Source organism: Serratia sp. CY33525 (assembly GCF_052169115.1).
In the GTDB taxonomy this organism is placed as follows: Bacteria; Pseudomonadota; Gammaproteobacteria; order Enterobacterales; family Enterobacteriaceae; genus Serratia; species Serratia sarumanii.
In genome coordinates this window covers 237,758-256,803 of the sequence record NZ_JBJNLK010000001.1, presented here as the reverse complement: position 1 = coordinate 256,803, position 19,046 = coordinate 237,758, and the positions used below count along the sequence as shown (strand labels likewise).

Genomic DNA, 19,046 nt, shown 5'->3' with positions numbered 1-19,046 from the left:
CATGCAACCACGCAAGATAATCATCGTTATCGAAAATATGGCGGGCAAGGGCGGTACTGAGAGGGTCGCCAGCGGTTTGGCCAATGCGCTGGCGCGTTTGCCGGGTTACGAGGTCGCGGTGTTTTCGCTGTTTGGCGAGCGGAGCTTCTTTCCGCTGGCGAGCGACGTCCGGTTGCGCTGCGGCGGTGGCGATTCGCTGTTCTGGCCGTGGCGGCTGGCGTTCGCGCTGCGGCGTGAACGCGCGGACGTGATCATTACCGTTTCCATGGGGAAACTGTCGGTGGTGATGACGCCTTTCCTGCGTTTGTTCTGTGCCCGCAGCCGGCTGCTGTTGAGTGAGCACGTCAGCTTTCACCAGTATCCGCGCGTATTTAAGTGGCTGAAGTTGCTGGTTTACCGGCTGAGCGATCGCGTGATTTTCCTGACGCGGCAAGATAGCGACGCCATCGCGCGCTGGGTGGGGGCCGGGAAATGTAGGGTGATCGAGAACGTTTCGCCGTTCCGCGCACAGGCGCCGACGCCGGCGCTGCAGCAAAAGGTGGCGCTGGCGGTGGGGCGCTTGAGCAATCAGAAGGGCTTCGATCGTCTGATCGCGCTGTGGCGAGGGGTGGCGGCGCAGGTGCCGGATTGGCGGCTGCTGATTATTGGCGACGGCCCGGAGCGCGATGCGCTGCGGCGGCAGATTGAAGACGCCGGGCTGGCGCGGCAGGTGAGTCTGCTGCCGGCCACCGCCGACGTGGCGGACTATTATCGCCAGGCCAGCCTGTATTTGATGACCTCTCGCTATGAGGGATTGCCGATGGTGCTGATCGAAGCCATGAGTTTCGGCCTGCCGCTGGTGGCCTACGACTGCAAGACCGGCCCGGCCGAGTTGATAGACGACGGCGTCAACGGCTATCTGGTGCCCGATGACGACGCCGCCGCCTTCAGCGAAGGGGTGATCAAACTGATGCTCGATCCGGGTTTGCGCGAGCACTTTTCTGTCGCCGCGTTAGAGAAGTCTCGCCGTTTTTCTCCCGAACGTATTTATCCCCAGTGGCAACAGCTCACCGAGTGAGGACAAAATGGAAAAGATATCCGTAATCATGCCGGCCTACAATGCCGCGAACTCTATCAAAGAGTCGATTCTAGGCGTGCTGAACCAGCGATTTACCGATTATCACCTGTATGTGATCGATGATGCGTCCACCGACGATACTGCCGAGGTGGTGCGGCCGTTTATCCACGATCGCCTCACCTATATACGCAATGAGCATAATCAGGGCGTGGCGGAAACGCGCAACATCGGCATTGAGGCGGCGAACGGCGACTATATCGCCTTCTGCGACAGCGATGACGTATGGCTCCCCAACAAGCTGTCGCGCCAGGCGAGCATTTTGCAAACCCGCCGCTACGACGTGGTGTGTTCCCATTACTACACCTTCGAAGACGACCTGAAATTGATCAAAAACACCCGTGGCGCGGAAGAGCTTATCGGCTATCAGGACATGTTGAAAAGCAACTGGATCGGCAATCTCACCGGCATCTACAACCAAAAGCGCATCGGCAAGGTGTATCAGCAAAAAGTGGGTCATGAGGACTATTTGATGTGGCTGGCGGTGCTGCAGAAGGCGCGTAACGGCCTGGCCTACTGCATTCCCGAACCGCTGGCCTGTTACCGATTGTCTACCCATTCGCTGTCGGGCAACAAAATCCGCGCCGCTGACTGGCAATGGCGGATTTACCGTCAGCATTTGGGGCTGTCTTATCAGAAATCCTGCTATCTGTTCGCCACCTATCTGTTCAATGCCGTGGTGAAAAGGAAATGACCATGAGGGGGATGTATCAGAGGGTGGTTCTGGGCTGTTGCGCCTTGTGGGGCGCTTCGGCTCTGGCGCAGAGCTGCCAACCCAATCTGTTGGCCAACCCCGGCTTTGAGCAGGGTCTCGGCGGCTGGCGAGCGCAGGGCGCGCAGGCCGACGGCGATACGCACAGCGGCAATGGCAGTCTGCGCTATGACAATGCAGATGCCGCGCAGTACCGCACCTTCAACCAGGCGCTGCAGGTTGCGCCCGGACAGACGATCGATTTCGGCGTCTGGCTCAAGACCCGCGGCGTACGCGGGCAAAGCCGCGACGGCGGCGCCGGGGTTTATCTGCAGAGCTTTGATGCGCAGGGGCGCTTTCTGGAAGGCAGCTATCCGGCTGGGATGACCGGCGACAGCGGCTGGCGGCAGGTGAACGCCAGCTATACCGTGCCGCCGCAGGCGGCGCGAATCACGTTTGGCGTTTATCTGCGCAAGGGGAGCACCGGTACCGCCTGGTTTGACGACGCCTATGCGTGTGCTCGCGCGTCTATGCCGGCGTTGTATCAGCTCGGCGCGTCGGCGCAGGGGAAGGTCGACACGCTGGTCGTCACTTCGCAGCCGCAGCGTTTGCAGGTCGACAGCGAATTGCTCAATGCCGAGGGGCAGGTTGTTCACCGTAGCCGCGACCGTTATCAGGTTGAAGGGCAGCGCCGTATCGAATACCCACTGCCGGCCGGCCTGGCCCAGGGCGAATACCGCCTGCGTCAGCAGGTCACCGGGCTGCAATCCCGGCCGGCACCGGACAGCGAGCTGTCTTTTCGCGTCGGGCAGCCTGCGGCCAAAGTGGCGATCGACAGCGAAGGCTTTACCCTGCGCGACGGTCAACGGCTTTTCCCGTTGGGCATTTACGCCAACGTGGCGACCGATGAGCATTTGGCGCGCATCGCATCGGCGGGATTCAACACGGTGCTGAATTATGATTATGGGGAGAAGAAAGACCCTTACGCCTTTTTCCGCAACGCACGCCAGCGCGGGCTGCTGGTCATTTACTCCGTCAAAGATCAGTACCGCGGCAGCCGTTTCGCTCCGGCCGTGCGCGGCGGCGATTATGCGGCGATGACGGCCTGGTACGTGCAGCGCTTGCGCTCTCAGCCCAACCTGCTCGCCTGGTACATCAACGATGAGCTGGGGCCGGAATATCTCGATAAGATCGAGGAAAAAAACCTGCAAATAAAGCGACTTGACGGCGATCATCCTACCTTCCAGGTGTTGAACAAAACCGGGGAGTTGGACGCTCACTTCAACAGCAGCGACATTTTGGCGACCGACCCTTACCCGGTGGGGAACGATCGCGATCTGACGCGCACCACGCGTTATACCGAACTGACGGTGCAGGCCGCCCGCCAGGCGCGCGGGGCCTGGGTGGTGATGCAAATCATGGATCATGCCGCTTATGACGCCCGTCGCAAGCCACATCCGCCGTCAGAGGCGGAAATCCGCAATCAGGCCTGGCAGGCGCTGATCGGCGGCGCCAAGGGGCTGTTGTTTTATTCTTATACCGATCTGTTTTACAAGCGCAAAACCGGCCGCTTCGACCAACGGGAGTTTGACGCCACCTGGCGCGGTGTGGCCGCCGTGTCGCAGCAAATCGCCGCCTTCACCCCTTATCTGCTGACGGGAAAATCGACGCCGCTGGCGGGAAGCAACCCTCAAATGCCGGCGCGGATGTTTGTTCTGGGCGATCGCGCCTTGCTGCTGGTAGCCAACCCTTACTATCGAGAGGAAAGCACCCGATTGCGCCTTCCGGCGGGCTGGCGGCAGCAGGAAGGGGGGGCGGAGATCCAGCTGGCGTTGCCCGCCGTGGGCACCGCGACGCTGTGGCTCCAACGCTGAAAGCGTCGAGTTAGCGTTACGCGGGAGGTTTCTCCCGCGTCCTACCCCCAAATACCCCATCTTACCTCCCGCCCGTCAGTCTCTGTCTTTCACTCCTGATTTATTCATTTAAATTCAACATATTAATCTCGTTTATCGCACCTATACTTTGGTGGTATTTCTCACCCGGCGCGTGTATCGCCTTCCGCTTTCTCTTGATCGCAATCAATTTGCCGCCGATTGGCCGTCAGTAGGCTGGCGGCAGATTGAGCATGTCTTCTTATAACGACAAGAGCCTTCAGGAGCATTCCGGATGAGCAAATTTTTAGACCGTTTCAGCTATTTCAAGCAGTTGGCGGAGCCTTTTTCTGGCGATCACGGCCAAACCTTGAACACCAACCGCGACTGGGAAGACGGCTACCGCAGCCGTTGGCAGCACGACAAAGTGGTGCGTTCCACCCACGGCGTGAACTGCACCGGTTCCTGCAGTTGGAAGATCTACGTGAAGAATGGCCTGGTGACCTGGGAAACCCAGCAAACCGACTACCCGCGCACCCGTCCCGATCTGCCCAACCATGAACCGCGCGGCTGCCCGCGCGGCGCCAGCTACTCCTGGTACCTGTACAGCGCCAACCGGCTGAAATACCCGCTGATGCGCAAGCGTCTGCTCAAGCTGTGGCGCGAGGCGAAAGCGCAGCACAGCGATCCGGTCGCGGCCTGGGGCTCTATCGTCGGCGATGCGGAAAAAGCCAAAAGCTACAAGGTGGCGCGCGGCCGCGGCGGTTTCGTCCGCTCCAGCTGGCAGGAGGTCAATGAACTGATCGCCGCCGCCAACGTCTATACCGCCAAAACCTTCGGCCCGGACCGTATCATCGGCTTCTCGCCGATCCCGGCGATGTCGATGGTGTCCTACGCCGCCGGCGCCCGCTACCTGTCGCTGATCGGCGGCGCCTGCCTGAGCTTCTACGACTGGTATTGCGATCTGCCGCCGGCCTCGCCGATGACCTGGGGCGAGCAGACCGACGTGCCGGAATCCGCCGACTGGTACAACTCCTCCTACATTATCGCCTGGGGCTCCAACGTGCCGCAGACGCGCACCCCGGACGCCCACTTCTTTACCGAAGTGCGTTACAAGGGCACCAAAACCGTGGCGGTGACGCCGGACTATGCCGAAGTCGCCAAGCTGTGCGACCACTGGCTGAATCCGAAGCAGGGCACCGACAGCGCGATGGCGCTGGCGATGGGCCACGTAATGCTGAAAGAGTTCCATCTCGATCGCGAAGTCGGCTACTTCCGCGACTACGTGCGCCGCTATACCGACATGCCGATGCTGGTGCTGCTGGAAGCGCGTGAAGGCGGCCATTACGCCGCCGGCCGCCTGCTGCGCGCCGCCGATCTGGTGGACGGGCTGGGCCAGGAAAACAACCCCGAGTGGAAAACCGTCGCTATCGACAGCCGCAGCGGCGATCTGGTGGCGCCGCAGGGCTCCATCGGCTTCCGCTGGGGCGAGAAGGGCAAGTGGAACCTGGAACAGCGCGAGGGCAAGTCGCAACAGGAAGTCGAGCTGCAGCTCAGCCTGTTGGGCATGCATGACGATGTTGCCGAGGTGGGCTTCCCGTACTTCGGCGGCGCCGACAGCGAGCATTTCAACAGCGTGGCGCTGGACGAGATCCTGCTGCACAAACTGCCGGTGAAACGCCTGCAGCTGGCGGACGGCAGCGAAGCGCTGGTGACCAGCGTGTACGACCTGACGCTTGCCAACTACGGCCTCGAGCGCGGGCTGGGCGACGCCAACTGCGCCGCCGACTATGACGAGGTCAAGGCCTACAGCCCGGCCTGGGCCGAACAGATCACCGGCGTGTCGCGCCACAACATCATCCGCATTGCCCGCGAGTTCGCGGAAAACGCCGAGAAGACCCACGGCCGTTCGATGATCATCGTCGGCGCCGGCGTCAACCACTGGTATCACATGGACATGACCTACCGCGGCCTGATCAATATGCTGATCTTCTGCGGTTGCGTCGGCCAGAGCGGCGGCGGCTGGGCGCACTACGTCGGCCAGGAAAAACTGCGGCCGCAAACCGGCTGGCTGCCGCTGGCGTTTGGCCTCGACTGGCAGCGTCCGCCGCGCCACATGAACAGCACTTCGTTCTTCTACAACCATTCCAGCCAATGGCGCTATGAAACCGTCGGCACCGACGAGCTGCTGTCGCCGCTGGCGGACAAATCGCGCTTCGGCGGCAGCCTGATCGACTTCAACGTGCGCGCCGAGCGCATGGGCTGGCTGCCGTCGGCGCCGCAGCTGAGCACCAACCCGCTGCGCCTGGCGGAGCAGGCCCGCGCGGCCGGTCAGTCGCCGGTCGAGTTCACCGTCGACAGCCTGAAAAATGGCTCGCTGGGCTTCGCCGCCGAGCAGCCGGACAATCCGCAGAACTTCCCGCGCAACCTGTTCGTCTGGCGCTCCAACCTGCTGGGCTCCTCCGGCAAGGGCCATGAGTACATGCTCAAATACCTGTTGGGCACCGAAAACGGCATTCAGGGGAAAGATCTCGGCCAGCAGGGCGGCGTGAAGCCGCAGGAAGTGGAATGGCGCGAGCAGGGCGGCGAAGGCAAGCTGGATTTGGTGGTGACGCTCGATTTCCGCATGTCGAGCACCTGCCTGTACTCCGACGTGGTGCTGCCGACCGCCACCTGGTATGAAAAAGACGACATGAACACCTCCGACATGCACCCGTTCATCCATCCGCTGTCGGCGGCGGTCGATCCGGCCTGGGATTCGAAGAGCGACTGGGAGATCTACAAGGGTATCGCCAAGGCCTTCTCCGAGGTGTGCGTTGGCCATCTGGGCCAGGAAACCGACGTGGTGACCCTGCCTATCCAGCACGATTCCGCCGCCGAACTGGCGCAGCCTTACGGCGTGCAGGACTGGAAGAAAGGCGAATGCGATCTGATCCCGGGCAAAACCGCGCCGCACATCATCGCGGTGGAGCGCGATTACCCGGCCACCTACGAGCGCTTCACCTCGCTGGGGCCGCTGCTGGACAAACTGGGCAACGGCGGCAAGGGCATCAGCTGGAACACCCAAACCGAGGTCGATTTCCTCAAGCAGCTTAACTACGTCAAGGCCGACGGCCCGGCGGCGGGGCGGCCGAAGATCGAGAGCGCGATAGACGCGGCGGAAGTGATCCTGTCGCTGGCGCCGGAAACCAACGGCCAGGTGGCGGTAAAAGCCTGGGAGGCCCTGAGCAACGTCACCGGCCGCGATCACCGCCATCTGGCGCTGAACAAGGAAGACGAGAAAATTCGCTTCCGCGACATTCAGGCGCAGCCGCGCAAAATCATCTCCAGCCCGACCTGGTCCGGTCTGGAAGACGAACACGTTTCCTACAACGCCTGCTACACCAACGTGCACGAGCTGATCCCGTGGCGCACCCTCAGCGGCCGTCAACAGCTGTATCAGGATCACGAGTGGATGCGCGCCTTCGGTGAAAGCCTGCTGGTATATCGGCCGCCGATCGACACCCGCGCCGCGCAGCCGTTGCTCAACAGCAAACCGAACGGCAACAAGGAGAAGGCGCTGAACTTCCTGACGCCGCACCAGAAGTGGGGCATTCACTCCACCTACAGCGACAACCTGTTGATGCTGACGCTGTCGCGCGGCGGCCCGATCGTTTGGCTGAGCGAAGACGACGCCAAAGATCTGGGCATCGCGGACAACGACTGGATTGAGGCCTTCAACGCCAACGGCGCGCTGACGGCGCGCGCGGTGGTCAGCCAGCGTATCCCGGCCGGCATGACCATGATGTACCACGCGCAGGAGCGCATCGTGAACCTGCCGGGCTCGGAGATCACCAGCCAGCGTGGCGGCATCCACAACTCGGTGACGCGCGCCTGTCCGAAGCCGACCCACATGATCGGCGGCTATGCGCAGCTGGCCTACGGCTTCAACTACTACGGCACCGTCGGCTCCAACCGCGACGAGTTCGTGGTGGTGCGCAAGATGAACCGCATTGATTGGTTGGATGACGAAGGCAACGACTACGCGCAGGGCAGTCAGCAGGAGAACAGCAAATGAAAATTCGTTCGCAAGTCGGCATGGTGCTGAATCTGGACAAGTGCATCGGTTGCCACACCTGTTCGGTCACCTGCAAGAACGTCTGGACCAGCCGTGAAGGTATGGAATACGCCTGGTTCAATAACGTGGAAAGCAAGCCCGGCGTCGGGTATCCGCACGCCTGGGAAGATCAGGAAAGATGGAAGGGCGGCTGGATACGTAAAATCAACGGCAAGCTGGAGCCGCGCATGGGCAACCGCGTCGGCGTGCTGGCGAAAATCTTCGCCAACCCGGACGTGCCGGCGCTGGACGACTACTACGAGCCGTTCGATTACGACTACCAGCATCTGCACACCGCCAAACAGGGCAAGCACCAGCCGGTGGCCCGCCCGCGCTCGCTGATCACCGGCCAGCGCATGAACAAGATCGAAAGCGGCCCGAACTGGGAGGAGATCCTCGGCGGGGAATTCGAAAAACGCTCGCAGGACAAGAATTTCGACAACCTGCAGAAGGCGATGTACGGCCAGTTCGAAAACACCTTCATGATGTACCTGCCGCGGCTATGCGAGCACTGCCTCAACCCGGCCTGCGTCGCCACCTGCCCGAGCGGGGCGATCTACAAGCGCGGCGAAGACGGTATTGTGCTGATCGACCAGGACAAGTGCCGCGGCTGGCGCATGTGCCTGACCGGCTGTCCGTACAAGAAAATCTACTTCAACTGGAAGAGCGGCAAGTCCGAGAAGTGCATCTTCTGCTACCCGCGCATCGAAGCCGGGCAGCCGACGGTGTGTTCGGAGACCTGCGTGGGCCGCATTCGCTACCTCGGCGTGCTGCTGTACGACGCCGACCGCATCGAGCAGGCGGCGGCGGTGGAGAACGACAAGGATCTGTATCAGAGCCAGCTCGACATCTTCCTCGATCCGCATGACCCGAAGGTGATTGCTCAGGCGCTGGCGGACGGCGTGCCGCAGGGGGTCATTGAAGCCGCCCAGCAGTCGCCGGTGTACAAAATGGCGATGGACTGGAAGCTGGCGCTGCCGCTGCACCCGGAATACCGCACGCTACCGATGGTCTGGTACGTGCCGCCGTTGTCGCCGATTCAGTCCGCCGCCGACGCCGGCGAGCTGGCGCACAGCGGCGTGCTGCCGGACGTCGAGAGCCTGCGTATTCCGGTGCAGTATCTGGCGAACCTGCTGACCGCCGGCGATACCGAACCGGTGCTGCTGGCCCTGAAGCGCATGCTGGCGATGCGCCACTACAAGCGGGCGGAAACCGTCGACGGCGTGGTGGACACCAGCGCGCTGGAACAGGTCGGGTTGAGCGAAGCGCAGGCGCAGGAGATGTATCGCTACCTGGCGATCGCCAACTATGAAGATCGCTTCGTGGTGCCGTCGAGCCACCGCGAGCTGGCGCGCGAAGCCTTCCCGGAAAGCAAAGGCTGCGGTTTCAGCTTCGGCGACGGCTGCCACGGCAGCGATGGCAAGTTCAACCTGTTCAACAGCCGCCGCATCGACGCCATCGACGTGACCGCGAAAACCGCGCGGCCGGAGGATGCCTCATGATCAGCCTGAAAGTGATCGCCCGCCTGCTGGATTACCCGGAACAGGTACTGTTTGACCATCAGCAGGCGCTGATCGAGGCGCTGGAGCCGGCCAGCGAGCTGGATCTGCACCACAGCGCGCAGCTGATTCTGTTTATCCGCCGCCTGTGCGCCCGCCCGCTGCTGGACGCGCAGGCCGACTATTGCGAGCTGTTCGATCGCGGCCGCGCCACCTCGCTGCTGCTGTTTGAGCACGTGCACGGCGAGTCGCGCGATCGCGGCCAGGCGATGGTCGATCTGATGGCGCAGTACCGCGCCGCCGGGCTCGAGATCGACAGCCGCGAGCTGCCGGATTTCCTGCCGCTGTATCTGGAGTATCTGGCCAGCCGCAGCGCAGCGCAGGCGCGGGAAGGGCTGCAGGACATCGCGCCGATCCTGGCGCTGCTGGGCGCGCGCCTGCAACAGCGCGAAAGCCCGTATGCGGTGCTGTTCGATCTGCTGCTATTGCTGTCCGGCAGCGAGGTGCAGGCCCAGACGCTGGAAACCCAGGTGGCGCAAGAGGCGCGCGACGATACGCCGCAGGCGCTGGATGCGGTGTGGGAAGAGGAGCAGGTCAAGTTTCTCGGCGAACAGGGCTGCGCCTCCGCCCAACAGACGGCGCACCAGCGGCGCTTCGCCGGCGCGGTGGCGCCACAGTATCTGGATCTGACGGATGCGTTAACCGGAACCAAAGGACGCTAATCATGCAATTTTTGAATCAGTTCTTCTTCGATATTTACCCTTATCTGGCCGGCGCGGTGTTCCTGATCGGCAGCTGGTTGCGTTACGACTACGGGCAATACAGCTGGCGCGCCGGCTCCAGCCAGATGCTGGATAAAAAGGGCATGCGGCTGGCGTCCAACCTGTTTCACATCGGCATTATCGGCATCTTCGCAGGCCACTTCCTCGGCATGCTGACGCCACACTGGATGTATGAGGCTTTCCTGCCGATCGACGTGAAGCAGAAGCTGGCGATGATCGCCGGCGGCGCCTGCGGCCTGATGACGCTGATCGGCGGTGCGCTGTTGCTGAAGCGCCGGTTGACCAACCCGCGGGTGCGCGCCACCAGCAGCTTCGCCGACATCATGATCCTGACGTTGCTGGTGGTGCAGGTGTGCCTCGGCCTGCTGACCATTCCGTTCTCCGCCCAGCATATGGACGGCAGCGAAATGATGAAGCTGGTGGCCTGGGCGCAGGCGGTGGTGACGTTCCACGCCGGCGCTTCCGCGCACCTGGAAGGGGTGGCGATTATCTTCAAACTGCACATGGTGCTGGGCATGACGCTGTTCGTGCTGTTCCCGTTCTGCCGCCTGGTGCATATCTGGAGTGCGCCGGTAGAGTATCTGACCCGCCGTTACCAGCTGGTGCGCAACCGCCGCTGAGCCTGACCCCGCCGCCGCCGCCGATCGCCTGCGGCGGCGCTATTCCGATAATTCCCCTGCCGTCTGCCCATTCTCGCCGCCTTGTCGTAAACTAACTATCTCAGTCATGTTACGCTTATGCTTGCGCCGACGGACGTCGGCCCGTGGTAGCCGATAACAAGAGATAGCGCCTTGATGAAAGGCCTTTTGGGACATAAAAACCGGGGATGATCCGCATGGCCTTCGCGCCGCGCGGGAGAATCGCTTTATGGATAGTCAGGTTAATCAATAACAATAATGACCACACAATGTCGCTCACCCGAGCTGTTGCCTCTGAAAATCATCGCCACCGGGGCCGCGTTGCCGCCCAACCGCGTGGCCTCCTCTACGCTCGATGCCCGCCTGGGGAAACCGGCCGGCTACGTTGAAAAGCGCTCGGGCATCGTTTACCGCTATCACGCCGCCGACGATGCCAGCCAGGCCGAGCTCGCCGCCGCCGCACTGCAAGACGCGCTGGCCCGCAGCACTATTCCGGCCGCTTCGATTGACCTGCTGATCTCCGCCTCGGCGATAGCGGTACAGGCGCTGCCGTGCTCTGCCGCGCATATTCTCAAGATCGCCGGATTGGCGCCGGGTACGCCGGGCTTCGACATCAACAGCAGCTGCGTCAGCTTTATCTCTGCACTGCAGGTGGCGGCGGGGCTGTTGAACGCCGGGACGTATCGGCGTATCGCCATCGTCTCGGCGGATCTCGCTTCGCGCGGCATCGACTGGCAGCACGAAGAGTCGTCGCTGATTTTCGGCGACGGCGCCGCCTGCGCCATCGTGGAGCGCGGTGACGGCACCGGCGGCATCCTCGCCAGCCTGGTGGAAACCTATCCCGCCGGCAGCGAACTGTGCGAGATCCGCGCCGGCGGCACGCGCCGCAACCCGCGTGCCGGCATGTGCGAGCAAGACTTCCTGTTTCATATGCAGGGCAAACCGCTGTTCCGTCAGGCGTCGGCGCTGATTGAGGACTACCTCGACCGGCTGCTGAGCGCCAGCGGCTTGACCCTGGCGCAGATCGCCACCGTGGTGCCGCACCAGGCCAGCCATTTGTCGCTCGAACATATGCGTAAACGGCTGCACGTTTCCAGCGAGGCGCTGGTGGACATCTACCGCCATCACGGCAACCAGGTGGCGGCCTCTATCCCGACCGCGCTGCATGCCGCCGTGACCACCGGGCGCTTCAACCCCGGCCAGCCGGTGATGCTGATCGGCACCGCCGCCGGGCTGGCGCTGGCCGGCATGGTGTTGCTGCCATGAGGGTGCTGGTGACCGGGGCGACCAGCGGGCTGGGGCGCAACGCGGCGCAGTGGTTGCTGGAGGCCGGGCATCAGGTGCGCGCCACCGGCCGCGATGAGCGGGCCGGCGAAGCGTTGCGGCAGATGGGCGCTGAATTTTACTCGCGCGATCTGGCGCAGGCCACGCCGCAGCAGTGCCGGGAGCTGGTGACCGACTGCGAGTGGGTGTGGCACTGTGCGGCCAAGTCTTCCCCCTGGGGCGGCAAAGCGGAATTTCACCGCATCAACGTCGCGGCGACGGAGAAACTGGCGGAGGCGGCCGGGCGCTGCGGCGTGCGGCGCTTCGTGCATATCTCCACGCCGGCAATCTACTTCGATTTTCAGCCGCATTACGATCTTGATGAGGGTTATCGCGCCCGGCGCTTCGCCAATCACTATGCCGCCAGCAAGCACGCCGCCGAGCAGCGGCTGTTGGCGCAGGCGAAGATCTACCCGCAAACCACCTATATTATGCTGCGGCCGCGCGGCCTGTTTGGCCCGCACGATCGGGTGATCGTGCCGCGGCTGTTGCAGCAGCTCGAACGCGATCGCGGCGTGCTGCGGCTGCCCGGCGGCGGGCAAGCGCTGCTGGATCTGACCTTTGCTCCCAACGTGGTGCACGCCATGGAGCTGGCCAGCCGGCAGCGCGGATTGCCGTCCGGCGCCGTGTATAACATCACCAACCATCAACCACAGCGGCTGGCGGAGATGCTGGATGCACTGCTGCGCCAGGAGCTGGGGCTGCGTTACCAGCTGCAGGCCGTGCCGTATCCGCTGCTGCAGGCGCTGGCCGGCGGCATGGAGCTGTGGGCAAGCCTGAGCGGCAAGGAACCGCTGCTGACGCGCTACAGCGTGGCGGCGGTGCATTTTGACATGACCCTGAGCCAGACCCGCGCGATCGAAGAGCTGGGCTATCGGCCGCGTTACTCGATGGAAGAGGGGATCCGCCTGACCGGCGAGTGGCTGCGGCAGCAAGGAGGCATACAGCATGGCTAAGGTCACCGTTTTTGAAGTGGGCTATTGCACGCATATCGGCTGTATGGCGCTGCGCGGCGCCGGGTTCCGGGTATGTAAATTTCCGGCACGCGCCTATCTGCTGGAGGTGGGAGAGCGCCGCTGGCTGTGGGATACCGGCTATGCGCATTATTTTCAGCAGCACACGCAGTCGGGGGTGTTCAGCCTTTACCGCCGCATGACGCCGGTCTACTTCGACCCCGCCGAGTCGTTGGCGCATCAGCTGCGCGAAGCCGGTTACGCCGAAGGCGACATCCAGGCGCTGATCGTCTCGCACTTTCACGCGGATCACATCGCCGGGCTGCAGGATTTCAGCCGCCTCGATTTTATTTGCTGCGGCGAAGGCTGGCAGCAAACCCGTGGGCTGCGCGGTTTCGCGGCGCTGAAACGCGCCTTTATTCCCGGCCTGATCCCGGCGGATTTCGAGAGCCGCCTGCAGTTTATGGAAGCTTTTCCCTCGGTGGCGTTGCCCGCGCTGCTGGCGCCGTTCGATCGCGGTTACGCGCTGCCGGGCAGCGAAGGGCAGATCGTGCTGGTGCCGCTGCCGGGGCATGCGGCCGGCCATATCGGCGCCTTTATTCTCACCGACGCCGGCTGGACGCTGTTGGCCAGCGACGCCGCCTGGTCGCCGCAGAGCTACCAGACGCTGCGCGGGCCTTCGCGCCTGGCCAATCTGGTGATGGACGACGCGGTGGCGTACACCCGCACGCTGGAACGGCTTAACCAACTGTGGGCGGGCGGCCAGGTCAACATTTTGCTGTGCCACGAGGGGGACCTGTGATCCCCTTCATGACCCTGTGGCACTACTTCCGCGCCCGGCGCCTGCGCTTTGGCGATCGTGCGGCGCTGGAGGCGCATCAGGCTCGGCAGCTCGCGGGCTTTGCCCGCCGGGTGCTGAGCAAGAGCCCCTATTTTCAGCGCTTCAGCCGCCGGCCGTTCGCCGAATGGCCGCAGATGGACAAGGCGCTGATGATGGCGCAGTTCGACCGGATGAATACCGCCGGGCTGAGCCGGGAGGCGGTGCTGGCCTGCGCGCAGCGCAGCGAGGCGGATCGCGATTTCACGCCAAAGATTGGGCGCTACAGCGTCGGATTGTCGTCCGGCACCTCTGGGCAGCGCGGCGTGTTTGTCGTCAGCCCGCGCGAACAGCAGGTGTGGGCCGGCGGCATGCTGGCGAAGATGCTGCCGGACGGGCTGCTGGCCGGCGAGCGCGTCGCGCTGTTTCTGCGCGCGGACAATAATCTCTATCACAGCGTAAACAACCGTTGGCTGAGCCTGGCGTTTTACGATTTGCTGGCGCCGTTCAGCGAGCATCTGCCCGCGCTGGAACGGCAGGCGCCCAGCATCATCGTGGCGCCGGCGCAGGTGCTGCGCGCCCTGGCGCTGGCGGTGCTGGCCGGGCAGGTGAAGCTGCCGGTCAAAAAAGCGATCTCGGTCGCCGAGGTATTGGAAGAACAGGATCGCCGCCTGCTGATGCAGGTGTTTCCGGCGGTTGGCGAAGTGTATCAGGCTACCGAGGGGTTCCTGGCCGCGACCTGCGCGCACGGCACCCTGCATCTGAACGAAGAGTTTTTGCATATCGAACCGCAGTGGATCGACGAACTGCGTTTCACGCCGCTGATCACTGATTTCACCCGCGGCACGCAGCCGATCGTGCGTTACCGGCTGGACGATGTGCTGGTGCTGCGCAAGGAACCCTGCCCGTGCGGGCAGCCGACGCGGGCGATTGCGCGTATCGAAGGGCGGCGCGACGATCAGCTGATGCTGCCCGATGCGCAGCGGCAACCGCAGGCGGTGTTCGCCGATGCCTGCAGCCGGACGATCGCCAATGCGCTGCCGCTGACCAGCGATTACCGCCTGATCCAGCGCGGCGAGCACCGGCTGGAGTTGATCGCCGATTGCAGCCCGGCGGCGTTGGCGCACTGCCAGGCGCAGCTGATCGCGCTGTTCGCTCGCCAGGGCATCGCCACCGATCGGCTCGAATGGCGGTTGACGGCGCAGGCGGTGTTGCCGCAGTTCGATCGCAAGCGGCGGCGCATCGTGCGCCAGGCGGAGGAAGCATGAAAAATACGCTGTTCAGGCTAGGGCACATGTTGCTCGGCTGGGGGACGGTCGGGGTGGTGTATAGCCTGACCGATCGCCTGCAGGGGACGGGAACTTTGTTGCCGCCGTCGGCGCTTGACCGGGCGATCCCGTTCAGCCCGGCGGCCATTTGGCTTTACCTGTCGTTCTTCCTCATCGTCCCGGCGGGCTATTTGCTGGCGCCGCTGCAGCGAATCAAATGGCTGACGTTGGCGATGCAGCTGACGGCGCTGGGCGCCGGGACAGTTTACCTGCTGTGGCCGACCACCATGGCCTATCCGCGGAACGATGGCGTTGGGATCAGCGCGCAGCTGCTAGCGGCGTTAACCCAGGTGGATTCGCCGCAGAACTGCCTGCCTTCGTTGCATATGGCGCTGACGGTGCTGGCGGTGTGGGCGTTGAGCGACGGCGAGCGCAAAGTGCGGACGGCGCTGTGGATGCTGTGGGGCGTGGCGATCGCGTTCTCCATTCTGCAGCTGCGCCGCCATTTGTTTGTCGATCTGGCCGGCGGCGCGCTGCTGGCGCTGTGCGCCGGGTGGTTGGCCCTGCGCATCAAGACCCTGCGCCGGCGGGTGGTTAAAGGAGAAATGGGATGAGCGATCTGGCGTTGCCGATAGTGTTCATGCTGTTCATCGTGGTGGCCGAGGCGGTGGCGCTGCAGTGGGGGCGCCGTGAGCCGGTCAACTGGCACGATCTGGTGTTCAACCTGAACTCCGGCCATATCATGCTGTGGCTGTTCCGCGGGCTGGAGATCACCTGCTACGGCTACGTGGCCGCGCATTTCAGTCTGGGGCTGCTGGACGCCTGGCCGCCGCTGCTGATGTGGCTGTTCGCCCTGCTGGCGTGGGACTTCGGTTTCTACTGGCTGCACCGTCTGCACCACCGCTTCCGCGTGCTGTGGGCGGTACACGTGGTGCACCACCAGGGGGAGCACTTCAACCTGTCGCTGGGGGTGCGCAACTCCTGGTATTCGTCGTTGACGTCGATCCCGTTCTTTTTGCTGCTGGCGCTGGCGGGCGTGCCGCTGTCGGTGTTCGTCACGGTGTCGATTTTTCACTACAGCATTCAGCTGTTTAACCACAATGCGCTGACGCCGAAGCTGGGCGTGCTGGAAAAAATCCTGGTCACGCCGGCGCACCACCGGGTGCACCACGTCAAGGACATGGCGTATTCCAATAAGAACTTCGGCGGCAGCTTTATCTTCTGGGACAAGCTGTTCGGCACGTTCTGCCCGGCGTTGCCGACCACGCCGTTCAGCTACGGCGTCGGCGGCGACCGGCCGTCCGCCAACCCGTTCTGGGCGAGCAATCTGCCGTTTCTGCGCTATTTCCGTCTGGCATGGCGCCCGGCGCCGGGCCGGCCGCGCGACCGCCGTTCGGCGCTCAGCGTCTTCAGCGGCGCCATGCTGCTGTTCTCGCTGGTGGTCGGTTACGTCTACCAATACGGTTACGGCTACGGCGACATCAGCTGGCCGCAAATGGCGCTGCTGGTGCTGTTGGCGTTGGGTTCGGTGGCGCTGGGCGGCATGACGGAAGGGCGGCGGTGGGCGAGCGCCGTCTGGCTGCTGATCGCGCTGGGCATGCCGCTGCTGTTTATCGGCTATCTCGGCTGGCCGCAGCGCTATTGGCATATCGCCATGGCCGCCGTGGCGCTGCATGCCCTGTGCGTGGCGCTGGGCTGGGGGCGAGTGGCCGCGCCGGCCGCCGTGGAGGAGCCGCATGGCTGACTTATTGCCGCCGCTGCGTTTCCCCGCCGATGGCGAGCAGGCGTTTCACCGCGATCTCAAGCGCGCGGCGCACGCCTGCCTGGCGGGCGATCATCGCTATGCCGATGCCGCGCGATTGGCCAAGGCCGCGCTGTTGCTGGCGCTGTGCGTCGGGTTTTATGCCCTGAGCCTGATGCAGCATCAGCCCTGGGCGTTTTTCCTCTGCTATTTCCTGTTCGTGGCCATGGGCATGCTGCTCAACGTCAACGTCAACCACGATGCTTCGCATAACGCCTTCTTGCGCGCGCCCTGGGCCAATCGCCTGGTGGGGCGGCTGGTGACGCTGCCGCTGGGCGTCGATCCGGACTACTGGCGCACGCGCCACGTGGATTACCACCACGTTTACGCCAACGTCGAACACTACGATCTGGACACCGAAGAGAACGGCTTTTTCCGCCAGACGCCGTTCCAGCGCTGGCGGCCGCATATGCGCTATCAGCATCTGTACTGGCCGCTGATCGCCGCGCTCTCGCTGCCCTACATCGCGTGGATTTTCGATTGGTCCGATCGGCTCGATAAAACGCCGCTGCGGGAAAAACGCGTGCTGGCGGGGCGCGGCGGTTGGACGCTGTTCGTGCTGTGCAAATTGCTTCATGTGGCGCTGGTGCTGGTGGTGCCGCTGATCCTGTGCCACCTGCACGGCATCGGTTGGGGCTGGGTGCTGTTGGCTTACGCGCTCAGCCAGATGTTTGCCTCGCTGCTGGTGGTGTTCCTACTGCTGGGCACCCACTGGGCGCAGGCCGAGTTTTACCCGGCGCCGGCGGGTGACAGCATGCCGCACGGTTGGTACCGGCACAATTTCGCCACCGCCTGCGATTGGCAGCCCGAGCCGCGCTGGCTGGAGCACCTGACCGGCGGGCTGAACTATCACCTGACCCATCACCTGTTTCCCGGCTGGAATCACCGCCACTACCCGGCGCTGGCCGCCGCAGTGGCGGAAGTGGCGCATCGGCACGGCATGGCGTACCGCTGCATCGGCTATCGCGAACTGCTGGCGCAGCAACAGCGCTTCTTACGCCGGATGGGGCAGCCATGAAGCCGCTGCGTCCGTTAGCCTACCGGCGTGACGACAGTGGGCTACATCGTGCGCTGATGCAGGCCGCCCAGCATTATTTGACGGCCAACGGCGATCACCGCTTCGCCGACGGCGGCATGCTGGCGAAGGTGGCGCTGCTGCTGGCGCTGTGCGGCCTGTGTTACGGGTTGAGCCTGCAGCAGCAAAACGGCTGGGCGTTTTTCGCTTGCTACTTCGGTTTTATCTTTATCGGCATGTTCCTGACGGTGAACGTGGTGCACGATGCCTCACATAACGCGTTTTTCCGTCGGCCCTGGGCCAACAGCTGGCTGAACGCCCTGGTGAGCGTGCCGCTGGGGCTGGATCCCGACTGCTGGCGTGTGCGGCACGTGCTGTTCCACCATGCCCATAACAATATCGAACATTACGACCCCGACATCGACGCCAACGGCGTGCTGCGGCAAACGCCGTTCCAGCGCTGGCGGCCCTTTATGCGCGCCCAGCGCTACTATTGGCCGCTGGTGGCGGCGCTGACGTTCCCGTACTACATCTGGCTGTTCGACTGGCTGGATCGGGCGGGCCGCACCCGCGTGGCGGCACGCATGGCGCAGCAGGGCGTGCGCGGCTGGTGCGGATTTCTGGCGGGCAAGGCGGCGCACCTGCTGCTGGCGCTGGCGATCCCGTGCTGGCTGCTGCCGCCGGCCATCGGCATCGGGCAAATTCTGCTGGTCTATTTGCTGAGCCAGATGCTTTCTTCATTGCTGTTCGTGATGTTGATCATCGGCACCCACTGGGCCAAGGCCAATTTTTACCAGGCGCCGGTGCAGGGTGCGATGCCGCACGGCTGGTATCACCATGTGTTCGCCACCACCTTCGACTGGCTGACCCGGCCGCGTTGGCTGGGATACTGGCTCGGCGGGGCGAACCTGCATTTGACGCATCATCTGTTCCCGCACTGGAGCCACCGCCATTACCCGGCGCTGAGCCGCATCATCGGCGAGGTAGCGCCGCGTTTCGGCATCGACTACCGCCTGCTGGAGTTGGAGGAGCTGTTGCGCCTGCAGCAGCGCTTCCTCAGCGCGATGGGGCGCAAACCGCATTAGCGTTGCATGCGGATTGTGCGAGGCGTTACGCAGTTCACTAATTGAACGATAGTTGCCCTTCCAGTAGACTTTCCTCCTGTGAATCAACGGCCA

At 63.5% G+C, this 19,046-nt stretch carries 15 protein-coding genes; all 15 read left to right on the top strand.

What is annotated here, in order from left to right; all coding sequences use genetic code 11:
* Position 1: 1 nt before the first annotated feature.
* The 15 genes from ACJ8IM_RS01250 (at position 2) to ACJ8IM_RS01180 (ending at position 18,953) form a co-directional block, all read left to right on the top strand.
* Positions 2 to 1,057 (top strand): glycosyltransferase family 4 protein, encoded by a 1,056-nt coding sequence (locus ACJ8IM_RS01250; protein ID WP_033653670.1) that lies wholly within the window; start codon positions 2 to 4, stop codon positions 1,055 to 1,057.
* 7 nt (positions 1,058 to 1,064) lie between these two features.
* Complete coding sequence (locus tag ACJ8IM_RS01245; protein WP_033634927.1) at positions 1,065 to 1,808, top strand: glycosyltransferase family 2 protein; 744 nt, start codon at positions 1,065 to 1,067, stop codon at positions 1,806 to 1,808.
* Positions 1,809 to 1,819: 11 nt separating this feature from the next.
* Complete coding sequence (locus ACJ8IM_RS01240; RefSeq protein ID WP_033653671.1) at positions 1,820 to 3,679, top strand: carbohydrate-binding protein; 1,860 nt, start codon at positions 1,820 to 1,822, stop codon at positions 3,677 to 3,679.
* A gap of 292 nt (positions 3,680 to 3,971) precedes the next feature.
* Positions 3,972 to 7,733, top strand: a complete 3,762-nt coding sequence (locus tag ACJ8IM_RS01235; RefSeq protein WP_033653672.1) for a nitrate reductase subunit alpha — start codon at positions 3,972 to 3,974, stop codon at positions 7,731 to 7,733.
* Positions 7,730 to 9,274 carry a nitrate reductase subunit beta gene (narH, locus tag ACJ8IM_RS01230; protein ID WP_033653673.1) on the top strand — a complete coding sequence of 515 codons (1,545 nt, stop codon included), beginning with the start codon at positions 7,730 to 7,732 and terminating at the stop codon, positions 9,272 to 9,274. Before ACJ8IM_RS01235 ends, narH begins: the two co-directional genes overlap by 4 nt.
* Positions 9,271 to 9,993 carry a nitrate reductase molybdenum cofactor assembly chaperone gene (gene narJ / locus ACJ8IM_RS01225; RefSeq protein WP_033647718.1) on the top strand — a complete coding sequence of 241 codons (723 nt, stop codon included), beginning with the start codon at positions 9,271 to 9,273 and terminating at the stop codon, positions 9,991 to 9,993. Before narH ends, narJ begins: the two co-directional genes overlap by 4 nt.
* Positions 9,994 to 9,995: 2 nt before the next feature.
* The gene (gene narI, locus ACJ8IM_RS01220; RefSeq protein WP_025303199.1) at positions 9,996 to 10,673 is read left to right on the top strand and encodes a respiratory nitrate reductase subunit gamma; all 678 of its coding nucleotides are present in this window, start codon (positions 9,996 to 9,998) and stop codon (positions 10,671 to 10,673) included.
* Between the two features lie 276 nt (positions 10,674 to 10,949).
* A complete protein-coding gene (locus tag ACJ8IM_RS01215) occupies positions 10,950 to 11,957 on the top strand; it encodes a 3-oxoacyl-[acyl-carrier-protein] synthase III C-terminal domain-containing protein (RefSeq protein ID WP_033653675.1) in 1,008 nt (335 codons plus the stop codon).
* Positions 11,954 to 12,970: an NAD-dependent epimerase/dehydratase family protein gene (locus ACJ8IM_RS01210; protein ID WP_033653676.1), complete on the top strand. Its 1,017-nt coding sequence runs from the start codon at positions 11,954 to 11,956 to the stop codon at positions 12,968 to 12,970. Before ACJ8IM_RS01215 ends, ACJ8IM_RS01210 begins: the two co-directional genes overlap by 4 nt.
* Entirely contained in the window at positions 12,963 to 13,769 is an 807-nt protein-coding gene (locus ACJ8IM_RS01205; protein ID WP_033653677.1) for an MBL fold metallo-hydrolase, read from the top strand. The genes ACJ8IM_RS01210 and ACJ8IM_RS01205 overlap by 8 nt, the downstream gene beginning before the upstream one ends.
* Entirely contained in the window at positions 13,766 to 15,052 is a 1,287-nt protein-coding gene (locus ACJ8IM_RS01200) for a F390 synthetase-related protein (protein ID WP_033653678.1), read from the top strand. Before ACJ8IM_RS01205 ends, ACJ8IM_RS01200 begins: the two co-directional genes overlap by 4 nt.
* Positions 15,049 to 15,666, top strand: coding sequence for a phosphatase PAP2 family protein (locus ACJ8IM_RS01195; RefSeq protein WP_033653679.1), 618 nt, complete (start codon positions 15,049 to 15,051; stop codon positions 15,664 to 15,666). The genes ACJ8IM_RS01200 and ACJ8IM_RS01195 overlap by 4 nt, the downstream gene beginning before the upstream one ends.
* The gene (locus ACJ8IM_RS01190; protein ID WP_033653680.1) at positions 15,663 to 16,796 is read left to right on the top strand and encodes a sterol desaturase family protein; all 1,134 of its coding nucleotides are present in this window, start codon (positions 15,663 to 15,665) and stop codon (positions 16,794 to 16,796) included. The genes ACJ8IM_RS01195 and ACJ8IM_RS01190 overlap by 4 nt, the downstream gene beginning before the upstream one ends.
* Positions 16,789 to 17,871, top strand: coding sequence for a fatty acid desaturase family protein (locus tag ACJ8IM_RS01185; RefSeq protein WP_033653681.1), 1,083 nt, complete (start codon positions 16,789 to 16,791; stop codon positions 17,869 to 17,871). Before ACJ8IM_RS01190 ends, ACJ8IM_RS01185 begins: the two co-directional genes overlap by 8 nt.
* Complete coding sequence (locus ACJ8IM_RS01180) at positions 17,868 to 18,953, top strand: acyl-CoA desaturase (protein ID WP_033653682.1); 1,086 nt, start codon at positions 17,868 to 17,870, stop codon at positions 18,951 to 18,953. Before ACJ8IM_RS01185 ends, ACJ8IM_RS01180 begins: the two co-directional genes overlap by 4 nt.
* Positions 18,954 to 19,046: the final 93 nt, after the last annotated feature.